This is a genomic window from Fulvimonas yonginensis (assembly GCF_037137055.1).
GTDB lineage: Bacteria > Pseudomonadota > Gammaproteobacteria > Xanthomonadales > Rhodanobacteraceae > Frateuria_A > Frateuria_A yonginensis.
Map to the genome: position 1 here is coordinate 44,604 of NZ_JBBBNY010000008.1, position 13,281 is coordinate 57,884.

Annotated in this window: 10 protein-coding genes; 8 read left to right on the forward strand and 2 right to left on the reverse strand. The window is 69.1% G+C overall.

Annotated features, from left to right (window positions below):
- Positions 1-598 precede the first annotated feature (598 nt).
- Positions 599-2,500, reverse strand: a complete 1,902-nt coding sequence (locus WAT24_RS11515; RefSeq protein WP_336808019.1) for a DNA/RNA helicase domain-containing protein — start codon at positions 2,498-2,500, stop codon at positions 599-601.
- Positions 2,501-2,523: 23 nt separating this feature from the next.
- Positions 2,524-2,874 carry a nucleotide pyrophosphohydrolase gene (locus WAT24_RS11520; protein WP_336808020.1) on the reverse strand — a complete coding sequence of 117 codons (351 nt, stop codon included), beginning with the start codon at positions 2,872-2,874 and terminating at the stop codon, positions 2,524-2,526.
- Between the two features lie 194 nt (positions 2,875-3,068).
- On the opposite strand from WAT24_RS11520, the gene WAT24_RS11525 reads away from it, so the two are divergent.
- The 8 genes from WAT24_RS11525 to WAT24_RS11560 all read left to right on the forward strand — a co-directional run bounded on the left by WAT24_RS11525 (position 3,069) and on the right by WAT24_RS11560 (position 13,248).
- Entirely contained in the window at positions 3,069-5,714 is a 2,646-nt protein-coding gene (locus WAT24_RS11525) for a M1 family metallopeptidase (protein ID WP_336808021.1), read from the forward strand.
- Positions 5,715-6,020: 306 nt separating this feature from the next.
- The gene (locus WAT24_RS11530; RefSeq protein WP_425605298.1) at positions 6,021-6,635 is read left to right on the forward strand and encodes a phosphatase PAP2 family protein; all 615 of its coding nucleotides are present in this window, start codon (positions 6,021-6,023) and stop codon (positions 6,633-6,635) included.
- 316 nt (positions 6,636-6,951) lie between these two features.
- Positions 6,952-7,626, forward strand: a complete 675-nt coding sequence (locus tag WAT24_RS11535; RefSeq protein WP_336808022.1) for a response regulator — start codon at positions 6,952-6,954, stop codon at positions 7,624-7,626.
- A gap of 7 nt (positions 7,627-7,633) precedes the next feature.
- On the forward strand, positions 7,634-9,037 hold the full coding sequence (locus WAT24_RS11540) for a sensor histidine kinase (RefSeq protein ID WP_336808112.1): 1,404 nt from the start codon (positions 7,634-7,636) through the stop codon (positions 9,035-9,037).
- Positions 9,034-10,464, forward strand: a complete 1,431-nt coding sequence (locus WAT24_RS11545) for a TolC family protein (protein WP_336808023.1) — start codon at positions 9,034-9,036, stop codon at positions 10,462-10,464. Before WAT24_RS11540 ends, WAT24_RS11545 begins: the two co-directional genes overlap by 4 nt.
- On the forward strand, positions 10,464-11,597 hold the full coding sequence (locus tag WAT24_RS11550) for an ABC transporter permease (protein WP_336808024.1): 1,134 nt from the start codon (positions 10,464-10,466) through the stop codon (positions 11,595-11,597). Before WAT24_RS11545 ends, WAT24_RS11550 begins: the two co-directional genes overlap by 1 nt.
- A complete protein-coding gene (locus WAT24_RS11555) occupies positions 11,594-12,331 on the forward strand; it encodes an ABC transporter ATP-binding protein (protein ID WP_336808025.1) in 738 nt (245 codons plus the stop codon). The genes WAT24_RS11550 and WAT24_RS11555 overlap by 4 nt, the downstream gene beginning before the upstream one ends.
- Complete coding sequence (locus tag WAT24_RS11560; RefSeq protein ID WP_336808026.1) at positions 12,328-13,248, forward strand: efflux RND transporter periplasmic adaptor subunit; 921 nt, start codon at positions 12,328-12,330, stop codon at positions 13,246-13,248. Before WAT24_RS11555 ends, WAT24_RS11560 begins: the two co-directional genes overlap by 4 nt.
- Positions 13,249-13,281: the final 33 nt, after the last annotated feature.

Here is a 13,281-nt window from a genome sequence, read left to right on the forward strand (position 1 = left end):
GCGCTGGGAAACACGCCAAAGCTGTCGCACTTCCCCCGTGAACCGGCCGTGGTCTGCCCCGAACTCCGACGACCACCCCAGCCCCCAAAGCGCACTCTCCACAGCCTCCGCCGGGAGAGCGCTACACCAGAACGCGCGGCGTGGAACCCGGCCGCACGATCCATGCGCCTGTTGCGGGGACGCAGGTACGGCCTGCCAGGACCCGCGACAACCACTGCCGACCGACGCGGCGCGCGGCGCCTCCGGCCATCCTGCGAACCTGGAATCGTTTCAGAGGCGTCACCTCCGGCGTGTAGCGGCCCCGCGTGCAGTGAGGGTCCGGCGATGTTTCATCCGAAAACGCGGCGTAGTTGATGTGGGTCAATAAGCCGGCGGAAACCCGCGCACCGTCGCGCCCGTTGTTGAGGGACGTTTTGGTGTCGAGGAGCATCACGGTTGGAGCCGGAGACTTGCGCCTGGTCTTCGGAGCGTCGCGCGCTCCGGCTGGGGAACTTCATGCACGCGATATCGTGGAGTTTGGCTGTAAGCGGCTTATACCCGCGCTTAATCTCGATTGCGGGGGGGGGGTATCCGGGCATCCTGAACCCTGCTAGCGATCTCACGCAAAAGACTTGCTTTTTTCCACTGCATGCGTTGGTGCCAGGTGGTTTTTGAAGAATTCGCTTGTTTCCTGGTCGTCGCAGTATATGTAACAGCCTTTAATTCCACGTGTCATGAGCGTTTTGTAAGTGTTGCGGATAATGCGGTCTAACTTTTTTCGAGTTTCTTCGGGCTCGGCCTTAGCTTTCTTCTTCCATCCGCGAATTGAACGGTCCATTCGTGAACGAGCCCCCGGAACCGTTAGGAGCGCTCCGTTTCTGGCAATTAGATCGGGGCCAATGATGACCCCGATATAGTCGACTTCTAGGCCTTGGCAGGTGTGGATGCAACCAACCTCTTTAATCGAGGTTGGAGATACGATCCAAAGGCTCCCATCGCTGTTTAAGTTCCAACGCCTGGCATAGCCGTGTTTTTGGATGACAATGTCATGACTATCTTGATCCTTTTTGCTTATCCAATCCCAACAATAGCCGGCGACGACGCGGGCTTTGTTGTTGCCATTGCGAGCAGCGATCAGATCGTGGAGTTCGTTTGGCGAATCTACGACACGGAAGTCGAACTCACCGGTGTCCAGGCGTGTGTTCGCCGTTTCGCGCAGGCCAAGCGTGTTGTCCAGCCAGGCCAGGTAGCCGTCCGAGCCGCTGCAACGGAACTGCGATGACAACGCCAGGTGCGAGACTTCAGCGCCCATCGAGTGGGTCCATCGCGCAAGCTCCTCCGAGTGCCCGACGTCCGACAAGGTCACGATCTGGTCGTCGTCCACGAAGAAGATGGCGCATTTGGCGCTGCGGATGATCTCCTTGATTTGGTTCTCGCCGAGGTTGCCGTACATGCCCGACTTCTCGTTGAGACGGTGGGCCTCGTCGACGATCAGCGCGTCGAAAGCATTGGGACTGGTCTCGATGAACGAACCGGAGCCGGAGAACAGGTTATCGATCGCCGAGAGTCGCAGGTTGCCTTTCAGCTTGGCTTTGAAGACGGCACGCGGGGCTGCGTTCTTGGAGACGTACTTGCAGACGAGCCCCAGCTTGGACAGGTGCGCCAGCAGGTTGACCGCGATGACCGATTTGCCGGTGCCGGGGCCGCCCTGGATGACGACGACCTGCTTCTTCTCTTCGGATGCGGCAGTGGCTAGGGCCGCCGCGCTCTCGAACGCCACCTTCTGATCGTCGATCAGCACGAACTCCCGGTTGCCTTTCAACATGCCGACCAGGCTGTCGACCAGCATCTTGGACGGGCGGATGCGACCGTTCTCGATCTGGTAGATCAGTTCCGCGTTGTCGCCGTACTTGACGTGCTGCTTGATGAAGTCGCGCAGGCGCCGGCGCTCCTCCTCGCCCTTGAGAAACAGCGGCGCTTTGCGGATGTAATCCCCGTAGTACTCGGGGTGGTCGATGACCCCGTCCTGCACATAGTTGTGGAGGTAGGCGCACGGACTCAGGGCGATGGCCCGCTCGTAGACCGCTTCGTTGAATCCCTCGAGGAGCGCCGCGTAGGACCACGCCTGATAGCAGGGGTGTGCGCCTTCGCGTTCCGGCGCGGCGCCGCCACGGCGTGCGGCGATGACGCCGTCCTTGCCGGTAAGGCTTGCTTCGGACCACTGCTTCAGTTCGACGATAATCAGGTTGGGGCCGGCCTCGGTCCGTCCCGAGATGATGAAGTCTATCCGCTTGGACGTCTGCGGGATGCCGAACTCCACGCCGACACCAGCGTCGTCCGGGATACCGGGGTCGCGCAGCACCTTGGCCATCTCGCCGAGCGAGTTTTTCCAGGCGCGATACTCGGCGTCCGGCGCGTAGTGGCCCGTGCGTTCGAGGTACTTGCTGGCAATGACGTGTTCGATGTCCCGGTTGTCGTGGTCGTCGAGGAACTTGGCCTTGTTCGCCTGGTAAACGATCACCCTTCAGCCCCCTGTGGCTGTCCTTAGAAGTCGGAGTACTTCTTGCTGCTGCCTTTGGCTAAGTCGACCGGGTACTTGGCAGCGTTGATCTCAAGTTTGCGCCTAGCTGCCTCGAGCGGGTCGATGCCCAGCTTGTCGGATAGTTGCAGGAGATAGAGGAAGACGTCGGCGACTTCCTCGGCAATTTCGTTCTTTTTGTCTTCGCCCAGGGTGTGACTTTGTTCTTCGGTCATCCACTGGAAGTGCTCCAGCAACTCCGCGGCCTCGACGGAAAGGGCCGAGGCCAGGTTCTTGGGCGAATGGAACTGCTCCCACTCGCGCTCTCGGGCGAATGCTCGCAAGGCATCCTGTAAGGCTTGAAGCTCCGCGTTCACGATCCCCTGGTCCATCGATTGAGTGCCGGGCGAGCATAACGCGGGGCGGGAAGGGGGCCCAGCGGCTGCCCATGACTTCCGGCCGTATCCCCCCGCGGCCCCCTCGCGCAACACTCGCGCGGCTCTGTGCCTCTGGTCACCGCCGTGGTGCCGGTTGCACGGCTCGTCGAACCGTTCACCCCACAAGGACCCCTATGCGCCGTCACCTCTCTACCGCTATCTGCCTGGCCCTGGCCGGGCTTTCCATGGCTCCGCTCGGCGTGGTTTCGGCCGCCGAGGTGCGGCTGGCCACGACGCAGTTGCCGCGTGGAGTGGTGCCGTCGCACTACGACGTGGCGGTGACGCCGCATGCGGACAAGCTCTCGTTCGACGGCCAGGTCACGATCACCCTGGCGGTGACCAAGCCGACCGCCTCGATCACGCTCAATGCCGCCGACCTTTCCTTCTCCAAGGCGTCGCTGACGCCGGTGGCGGGCAAGATGGCGTTCGACGCGCCGGAGATCGCCGTGGACGAGAAGGCGCAGACGGCCACCTTCACCTTCGCCCACCCGGTCCCCGCCGGCAGCTACCGCCTGGCGATGACCTACACCGGCAAGATCGGCACGCAGGCCAACGGCATCTTCGCGCTGGACTACGACACCAAGGCCGGCAAGAAGCGCGCGCTGTACACGCAGTTCGAGAACTCCGACGCGCGCCGCTTCATCCCCTCGTGGGACGAGCCCAACTACAAGGCCACCTTCACGCTGACCGCCACCGTGCCGAGCGACCAGATGGCGGTGAGCAACATGCCGATCGCCTCGAAGAAGGACCTCGGCAACGGCCTGACCGAGGTGCACTTCGGGCAGTCGCCGAAGATGTCCACCTACCTGCTGTTCTTCGGCCTGGGCGACTTCGAGCGCGCCACCGCGCGTGCCGAGGGCACCGAGATCGGCGTGATCACGCAGAAGGGCATGATCGACCAGGCCGGCTTCACGCTGGATTCGGCCAAGGCCGTGCTGAAGGAATACAACGACTACTTCGGCGTGCCGTACCCGCTGCCCAAGCTGGACAACATCGCCGCGCCGGGCCAGAGCCAGTTCTTCTCGGCGATGGAGAACTGGGGTGCGATCTTCACCTTCGAATACGCGCTGCTCCTGAACCCGCACATCTCCACCCAGCTGGACAAGCAGCGCGTGTTCAACACCGCCGCGCACGAGATGGCGCACCAGTGGTTCGGCGACCTGGTCACCATGAGCTGGTGGGACGACCTGTGGCTGAACGAGGGCTTCGCCTCGTGGATGGCCTCGCGCACCACCCAGAAGCTGCATCCGGAGTGGCATACCGAGCTGGACGCGGTCGGCATCCGCGAGCGCGCGATGTCGCAGGACTCGGTGGCCACCACGCATCCGGTGGTGCAGCACGTGGAAACGGTGGAGCAGGCCAGCCAGGCGTTCGACGCGATCACCTATTCCAAGGGCGAGGCGGTGATCCACATGCTGGAAGGCTACGTGGGCCCGGAGGCCTGGCGCACCGGCGTGCGCAACTACATCAAGGCGCACGAGCACGGCAACACGGTGTCGGATGATCTGTGGACGTCGATCCAGGCGGCGGCCGGCAAGCCGGTCACGCAGATCGCGCACGACTTCACCCTGCAGCCGGGCGTGCCGATGATCGAGGTGCGCGCCGCCGCCTGCACCAACGGCAGGACCGCGATCGCGCTGCGCCAGGGCGAGTTCACCCGCGACCGGCCGAACAAGACGCCGCTGCGCTGGCACGTGCCGGTGATCGCGCAGACGGTCGGTGGCAAGCCGGTGCGCGCGGTGGTGGACGGCAAGGCCACGCTGAGCGTGCCGGGCTGCGGCCCGGTGCTGGTCAACGCGGGCCAGACCGGCTACTACCGCACGCTGTACGCGCAGAACGACTTCGACGCGCTGAAGGCGCAGTTCGCCAGGCTGGCGCCGATCGACCAGCTCGGCCTGCTCGGCGACACCTGGGCGCTGGGCATGGCCGGCAATGAGCCGGTGTCCAACCTGCTCGCGCTGATCACCGCCACGCCGGCGGACGCCGATCCGCAGGTGTGGTCCGAAGTGGCCGGCTACCTGGCGTCGCTTGACAACTACTACCAGGGCGACAAGGCCCGCCAGCAGCGCCTGCGCACCTTCGCCATCGGCCAGCTGCGGCCGGTGTTCGCCAAGGTCGGCTGGGAGGCCAAGGCGGGCGAGAGCGTGCCCACCGCCAACCTGCGCATGGAGCTGATCGGCACGCTGGCCGACCTGGGCGACCCGGAGGTGATCGGCGAGGCCCGCCGCCGCTTCGCCGCGCAGAAGACCGACGCCGACGCCGTGCCGGTGGCGCTGCGCAAGACCATCACCGCCATTGTCGCCGAGCACGCCGACCAGGCCACCTGGGACCAGCTGCACGCGCAGGCCAAGGCCGAGACCACGCCGCTGATCAAGGACCAGCTGTACAGCATGCTGTCGGTGGCGCAGGACGACGCGCTGGCGCAGCGCGCGCTGGAGCTGGCGCTGACCGACGAGCCGGGCGCCACCAACAGCGCCGGCATGATTCGCGCGGTGGGCTTCCACCACCCGGAGATGGCGTTCGACTTCGCCGTGCAGCACCGCGCGCAGGTGGACAAGCTGGTCGACTCGACCTCCAGCAGCCGCTACTACCCGGCCCTGGGCGCGAGCTCGACCAAGCCGGAGATGATCCAGAAGATCCAGGACTACGCGCAGAAGTACATCGCGCCCGGTTCGCGCCGCGTGGCCGAATCGGTGATCGCGAACATCAAGTACCGCATGATGATCCGCCAGGATCGCCTGCCGGCGATCGACGAGTGGCTGGAGAAGCACTCGGGCTGATGCCTGGACGGTGGATGGACGAGAAGGGGCCCTGCAACGCAGGGCCCTTTTTCTTTGGGGGCGAGGGGGCAGGGCAGGGGCGTATCGCGAAGACATCCCTGTAGGAGCGAGCGTGCTCGCGATGCCTTTGCTCTGGCGCGGAGGAACCACGAGCACCAGCGACATCGCGGGCAAGCTCGCCTGCAGCTGGGACGGGGTGGGTTGTGCGCGGCCTCTGGCTGCGACAGCGGGCGCGGCGGCAATCGAAAGGGTGCCGAAAGAGCGCGCGCCTACGCTCGCTGTACCTGGCCGGCCGAGGCACGGACCATGCGCTTCCTGCTGCTGCTGTTGCTCGCCCTGATGCCCGTGGAAGCCTCCCTGGCAAGCGGAGGCCCGCTGGGAATCGACCACCGCGTGCACTACGACAACAGCGGCATCTGGAAGCGGAGCAACCAGAAGACGCTGATGTACGGGACCATCTTCACGGTGGGCGCCGGCGCCTTGGCGTTCGGCGACCACGACCAGCTGGGCGACACCTTCTGGCGTTCGGTGGATGCGATGGTGGTCAGCGGCGTCACGGCGGAGGGGCTCAAGTACGCCTTCGGTCGCGAGCGGCCCTCGCAGACGGACGATCCGAACCGCTTCTTCAAGCATGGCCAGAGCTTCCCCAGCGGCGAGGTGGCGGCGATCTCCGCGGCGGTCACGCCGTTCATCGCCACCTACGGCAACGACCATCCGGCCGTCTATGCGCTGGCGCTGTTGCCCGCGTACGACGCGGTCGCGCGCGTGAAGGTCCACGGGCACTGGCAGAGCGACGTGCTGGTCGGTGCGGCGATCGGTACCGGTGTCGGCATCTGGGCATCCCGCCGCGACTCGCCGCTGATCGTCGGCTGGCTGCCGGGCGGCTTCAGCGTGGGCTACGTGCACCACTTCAAGCCCTGATCGGCGCCCGCGTGAAGCGACTCGCGGTGGCGCCCGAGGTGCCGATTCCATCCCGCCACGACCTTGCATGTCCGCACGCCTGCGGGTGTCGCCCATGTAAGGCGGGGCTAAGCATCGGCGCCGAAGATGGCGCCCGTTCGAGTACCGCCGCGCAGCGATTTCGGGCCAACGAAAATCGAACGGTGGCGTAAGGTGATTTGAAGACTCTGCCTTTGGCGACGCTGCCGGTCGCGTGCGTCTGGCGGAAGGAACCGTCGTGAAAGGCAGCGCCCAGAGAATCCGGTCGATGGTGGTCTGATCTTTCCCGGAAGCATCGATGCGCATCCTCATTGCCGAAGACGATACCGCCATCGCCGCCGGCGTCGCGGCCACGCTGCGCCACGGGGGGCACGCCGTGGACACGGTCGAGGATGGCGCCCGCGCCGACACCGCCCTGCACGACGCCCCCTACGACATGCTGGTGCTGGACCTGGGCCTGCCGCGGATGGACGGCGCCGACGTGCTGCAGCGGCTGCGCGGGCGCGGCGGCGAAATGCCGGTGCTGGTGATCACCGCCCGCGAGGGCCTGCGCGAGCGCGTACGCGTGCTCGACCTCGGTGCGGACGATTACCTGGTCAAGCCGTTCGCGCTGGACGAGTTCAACGCGCGCGTGCGTGCGCTGTTGCGCCGCATGGCCAGCAAGGGCGTGCCGGAACTGCGGATCGGACGGCTGCGCGTGGACCTTCCCGGGCACCGCGCCTGGATCGACGAGGAGGCGCTCGACCTCACCGCCCGCGAGTTCGGCGTGCTCGCCGCGCTCGCGATGCGCGTCGGCCGCCTGACCAGCCGCGCGCAACTGGTCGAGTCGCTGTGCAGCTGGGACCAGGAGCTGACCGACAACGGACTGGACATCGCGATCCACCGGCTGCGGCGCAAGCTGCGCGGGTGCGGCACGGGCGTGCGCACGATCCGCGGGCTGGGCTACATGCTGGAGGAGGAGGCTTGTGGCTGACCAGGCCATGGCCGTCACGCGGTGGCAACCCAGCTTGCGTCGACGTCTGCTCGCCTTCCTGCTGATCCCGGTGGGCGTACTGCTGTTGCTCGACGCCATGCTCACCTACGGTGTGGCGCTGGCCTACTCCAACCGCGTGCACGACCGCGACCTCGGTGACGACGCGCTGTCATTGGCGCAGATGCTGCGCATCGGGCGCCTGCGCGACGGGCTCTCGCAACAGGCCCGCTTCCTGCTCGAGTACGATCCGGACGGCCGCAGCTATTTCAGCGTACGCAGCCAGCGCCGCGGCGTGATCGCCGACAACGCGCGCTTCCGCCAGCCGCCACCGCCGGCGGTGGGCGACCCGCCCGAGCTGTTCGATACCGCGCTCGGCCCGCATCCCCTGCGCGCGGCCGTGGTCAGCCTGCATCCGGACGCCGATCCCACCGATACGCTGACGGTGAGCGTGGCCGAGACGCTGCGCGACCGCCACCGCCGCGCGCGCGAGATCCTGATGATGGCGGTGCCGCTACAGACGCTGCTGATCGTGGCGGTGCTTCTGCTGGTGTGGTCCGGCGTCGACTACGGCCTGCGCGTGCTCGATCCGCTCACCGCCCGCCTGGCCGCACGCGAGCACGAGATCACGCCGATCGGCGAGGCCGACGTGCCCAGGGAGATCCTGCCGTTGACGAAGACCATCGACGGCCTGTTCGCGCGCCTTCGCGGCGCACTGGAGCTGCAGGAGCGGTTCATCGCCGATGCCGCGCACCAGCTGCGCACCCCGCTGGCCGGGCTGAGCCTGCACGTCGAACGCGCGCTGGCGGACGACAGCAGCCCGCACGCGGTGAAGGAGGCGCTCGGCCACATCCGCCAGCTCACGCGGCGCACGGCGCGCACCTCCGCCCAGCTGCTCGCGCTCACGCGAGCGCAGTCGCCGCTGGACGCGCCGGAGGCGCACGCGACGGTCGACCTGTCCCGGCTGGTGCCGGAGGTGATCGGCCTGCGCATCCGCGAAGCCTTGGCGGCGGGCGTGGACCTGGGGTTCCAGGGCGCGCAGCAGCCGCTTTGGATCACCGGCGATGTCGCCTCGCTGCACGAGTTGCTGGACAACCTGATCGACAACGGACTGCGCTACGCCGGCCGTGGCAGCAGCCTCACCGTTGGCCTCGCGGCCGTTCCGCAGGGAATACGTCTGTACGTCGAGGACGACGGCCCGGGCGTCCCCGATGCACTGTTGCCGCGCCTGGGCGAACGCTTCTTCCGGCTGCCCGGTACCGCGCAGGAGGGCACCGGCCTGGGCCTGGCCATCGTCGAGCGCATCGCCGCGCGCCACGGCGCGCGAGTCAGCTACCGGCGCGTGGCGCCCCACGGCCTGTGTGTCGCCGTGCTGTTTCCCGCAGCGGCACTTGGGGAGGTCGCGCTCGCATGAGGCTCCGTATCCCGCACCGGTCCCTGGGGGCGTATCCGCGCCGGATGGCGGCCGCCTTGCTGGCGACGGCGCTGGCCGGGTGCGCCTCGGTCGACATGCCGGCGCTGAAGCAGCCGTTGCCCGACCACTGGCGCCACACGGCGGTCGCGGCGGGCACCCGGGCGCCCACCGACTTGCACGCCTGGTGGCACGTCTTCGGCGACCGCCAGCTCGATGCGCTGGTGGACCAGGCGCTCGCCGGCAACCTGGGCGTCGCCCAGGCCAGGGAGCACGTCCTTGCCGCGCGCGCGCTGCGCCGTGCCGAAGCCAGGCGCTTCCGACCGCAACTGCGGGCGACCACGATCGACGCGATCGATCCGGATGCCAGCGCCTCGTTCTTCGTCGCCGGCTTCGATGCCACCTGGGAGCTCAGCCTGTTCGGACGCGGCGTCGCCTCCCGGCGCGTGGCACGCGGGGACGTCGCCGCTGCGGATGCGGACCTGCGCGCCGCGCGACTCTCGCTGGTGGCTGAGGTGGTGCGCGACTGGCTCGACCTGCGCGCCGCGCAGCAACAGCTCGCCACGCTCGACGCCATCCGCGACGCGCGCCAGCGCGAGTATGCATCGCTGCAGGTGCGCCACCGCCTGCGGCTGGCGAGCATGGACGAGGTGGACCGGGCCAGGGCGGCGCTGGACCAGGCCGAATCGGCGCAGGTGGAGCCGCGCGAGGCGGTGGACGCGAGCGCCCAGCAGCTGGCGGTCCTGCTCGGCCGGCCCGAGCCGGATCCGGAATGGTTCCGGCCCGCTGCGCCGCCTTCGCTCGGCGGCTGGCGGCTCGCTGCTGCGCCTGCCGACCTGCTGCGCTCGCGCCCGGACATCCTCCGCGCCGAAGCGGACGTGCTGCGCGCCGCGGGCGAGGCCGGCCTGGCGCATGCCAACCGCTATCCCAGCCTCGCGCTCGGCGGCTCGCTGGTGTGGTCGACCAACCTGCAGACGCACCGGCGCACCAGCGACAACGCGCTGTTCTCCTCCGGTCCCATCATCGACATCCCGCTGTTCGACTGGGGCATCCGCGCGGCGCAGGACCATGCCAAGCGGCACGAACTGCAAGCCAGCGTGCTGGCCTACCGCCAGGCGGTGCTGCAGGCGGTCGCGGAAACCGAGACGGCGCTGGGCCAGTTGCAGGAACGCGCCGACGACGAGCGCCGCTGCGCCGATGCGCTGGATGCCCTCACGCAGGCCGATGCGGTGGTGGCCAGGCGGGTGGGCCTGCGGCTGGCCAGTCCCATCGACGGCGACGAAAGCCGCGTGGCCCGCGAGCAGGCCGAACTCGCGCTAATCCAGGCGCGCGCGCGCCGCGGCCTGGCCTTCGTCGCGTTGTTCAAGGCGCTGGGGGGCGCGCCGTTGCCGGACGAGCGCCTCGCCTCGCAAGCGGAGCGCCCCGACTGATGGTCGCCCTGGCACGCAAGACGCTGTTGCACGAATGGCGGCGCTTCCTGCCGGCCATGCTCGCGGTCGGCTTCGCCGGCCTGCTGCAACTGCTGCAGGCCGCGCTGGTGCTCGGCATCTTCGGCAGCGCCAGCGTCTACATCACCGGATCGGACGCCGACCTGTGGGTAGGCTATCCCGGCACGCAGAGCGTGAACCTGGGCCGGGCGATCGACCCGAACGTCGAGGCTCGCCTGCTGATGGACCCGGCGGTGGCGCGGGTGGAGCCGTTCATCTGGCTGGACGCCGACTGGCGCGGCGCGGGCGACACCGGCGGCGAGTCGGTGTTCGTCTCCGGCATCGACCCGCGGCCGGACGGCATGCTGTTCGCACGGGCGCTGTCCCCGGCCCTGCGTGCCCGCCTGTACGAACCCGACGCGGTGATCGTGGACCGCGCCGATATCGACAAGCTCGGCGTGGCGGTCGGCGGCACCGCCGCCATCAACGGCCATACCGTGCGGGTGGTCGGCGTCAGCAGCGGGCTGCGCGCCCTGGGCGGCGTCAACGTGCTCAGCTCGCTCGCGACCGCCCGCGAGCTCGACACCGATCCGGGCGACAGCGGCCAGCCGACCTATCTGGTCGCCGGCCTGCGCGATCCGGCGCAGGCCGAGGCGGTGGCGCGACGGCTGCGGGGCGACCGCGCCTTCGGCCCCTACGAGGCGTGGACCGCCCGCGCGTTCGCGCGGCGCTCGGTGCTCTACTGGATGCTCGACACCGGCGCCGGGGCAGGGGTGCTGTTCCTCGCCGCGATCGTGTTCCTGGTCGGGGCGGTGATCACCAGCCAGACGCTGGTCGCGGCGGTCGCCGGATCGATGCGCGAGTACGCCACGCTCAACGCGCTCGGGGTGGGCGTGGGCGCGCTGCGCTGGGTCGTGCTGGAGCAGGCGTTCTGGGTCGGCGCGCTCGGCCTGGTCGGCGCCACCGCGCTGGGCGCCGTGCTGCTGGCGCTGGCGCGCGGGCAGGACGTGCCGGTGGTTCTGAACCTGCCCGTCACGCTGGCCTGCGTGGTGCTCGCGCTGGGCCTGGCCGCCGTGTCGGGACTGGCCGCGATCCGCAGCCTGCGGCGCACCGATCCGGCGAGCCTGCTGCGATGAACGCGCCGACCGCCACCGCTCCCGCGCTGCGCGCCGAGGCCATCGCCAAGGCCTTCGTCTCCGGCGCCACGCGCACGCAGGTGCTCGATGGCCTGTCGATCGCGATCCATGCGGGCGAGCTGACGCTGATCTCCGGGCCCTCCGGTTGCGGCAAGAGCACCTTGCTGGCGATCCTCAGCGGCTTGCAGCCCGTCGATGCCGGGCGCGTGTTCGCGCTCGACGCCGAACTGAGTCGCCTGGATGGCGCCGCGCTGGAGCGCTTCCGCCTGTGGCACACCGGCTTCGTGTTCCAGGGCTTCAATCTCTTTCCCGCGCTGACCGCGCTCGAGCAGGTGGAACTGCCGCTGGACTACCTCGGCCTGAGCCGGCGGCAGGCCCGGGAGCGCGCGGAGCGCTCGCTGGAAGAGGTGGGCCTGGCGCATCGCATGAAGCTCCTGCCTGCCGAACTGTCCGGCGGCGAGAAGCAGCGCGTGGCGATCGCCCGCGCCCTGGCCAAGCAGCCGCAACTGCTGTTCGCCGACGAGCCCACCAGCGCGCTCGACGCCAGCAACGGCCAGATCGTCATCGACATCCTCCACCGCATCGCCCGGGACCACGGCACCACCGTGCTGTGCGTGAGCCACGATCCCCGCCTGATCGGCCACGCCGACCGCGTGCTGGCGATGGAAGACGGTCGCATCCTCAGCGACCGGCGCGTCACGCCGGCGCACGCCCTCCACGGAGCCGGATCATGATGTCCCCCCACACCCGACGCGCGTCGGCCGTCCTGCTGGCCTCGCTGCTGCTGGCCGCCTGCGCCCGGCACGATGATCCCCCCGCCAGCCCGCCTGGACCGGCCTACGCCGCGGTCGCGCGCGGGCTCGTCGAAGTCGATGGGGGCCTGCTCAACCTCGGCATGTCCCGCGAGGGCACGCTGGCGCAGGTCCACGCGCACGAAGGGCAGGCGGTGCGCCGCGGCCAGGTCCTGGCGGAGCTGGACCCGCAACCGGCCCAGCTGGCCGTGGTGGTGGCGCAGGCGGAACTCGACCAGGCGCGTGCCCAGGCCGGCCTGATCGATACCCGCCTCGGCGCCGCGCAGGTGCGCGCCAGGCGCCTGGCGGCCGCCGTCCGCGCCGGCGCCGGCGACGGGCAGAGCGCCGACGACGCCCAGGCGGCGGCGGGCGAACTGCGGGCGCAACGGCAGGCCGCACGCGCCGCGGTGACGATGGCCGAGCAGAAGCTCGCCTCGGCCCGCTTCGAGCTGGCCCGGGGCACCTTGCGCGCACCGGTGGATGCCGACGTGATCCGCGTCGCCGCGCAGCCGGGCACCCTCGTGGGCCCGCAGTCCGGCGCGCTCTTCGTGCTGCTGCCGCATGCGCCGCGACGGGTCCGGGCCGACCTCAGCGAGGCCTACGTGGACGCGGTGAAGGCCGGCATGCCCGCCCAGGTGACCGCCGACGGCAATCCCCGGGCCGGTCCCTGGCCGGCGCACGTGCTGCGCATCGGCCAGCTCGTGGGCCCCTCCTCGCTGGAAGACGACCCGCAGCAGCGGATCAATTCGCGCACGGTCGAATGCGTGCTCGCCTTCGACGGGCCCACGCCGCTGCGCGTGGGCCAGCGCGTGCTGGTCCGCTTCGGCGCACCCACCCCAGGTGCGGCGAAAGCCCACTGAAACGGCCTCGTGCAAGGCTTTGGACGCAACCAC

What these genes read in the sequence shown, in the direction of transcription:
- WAT24_RS11525 (WP_336808021.1), top strand. Translation starts at nt 3,069, where the DNA reads ATGCGCCGTCACCTCTCTACCGCTATCTGCCTGGCCCTGGCCGGGCTT.
- WAT24_RS11530 (WP_425605298.1), top strand. Translation starts at nt 6,021, where the DNA reads ATGCGCTTCCTGCTGCTGCTGTTGCTCGCCCTGATGCCCGTGGAAGCC.
- WAT24_RS11535 (WP_336808022.1), top strand. Translation starts at nt 6,952, where the DNA reads ATGCGCATCCTCATTGCCGAAGACGATACCGCCATCGCCGCCGGCGTC.
- WAT24_RS11540 (WP_336808112.1), top strand. Translation starts at nt 7,634, where the DNA reads ATGGCCGTCACGCGGTGGCAACCCAGCTTGCGTCGACGTCTGCTCGCC.
- WAT24_RS11545 (WP_336808023.1), top strand. Translation starts at nt 9,034, where the DNA reads ATGAGGCTCCGTATCCCGCACCGGTCCCTGGGGGCGTATCCGCGCCGG.
- WAT24_RS11550 (WP_336808024.1), top strand. Translation starts at nt 10,464, where the DNA reads ATGGTCGCCCTGGCACGCAAGACGCTGTTGCACGAATGGCGGCGCTTC.
- WAT24_RS11555 (WP_336808025.1), top strand. Translation starts at nt 11,594, where the DNA reads ATGAACGCGCCGACCGCCACCGCTCCCGCGCTGCGCGCCGAGGCCATC.
- WAT24_RS11560 (WP_336808026.1), top strand. Translation starts at nt 12,328, where the DNA reads ATGATGTCCCCCCACACCCGACGCGCGTCGGCCGTCCTGCTGGCCTCG.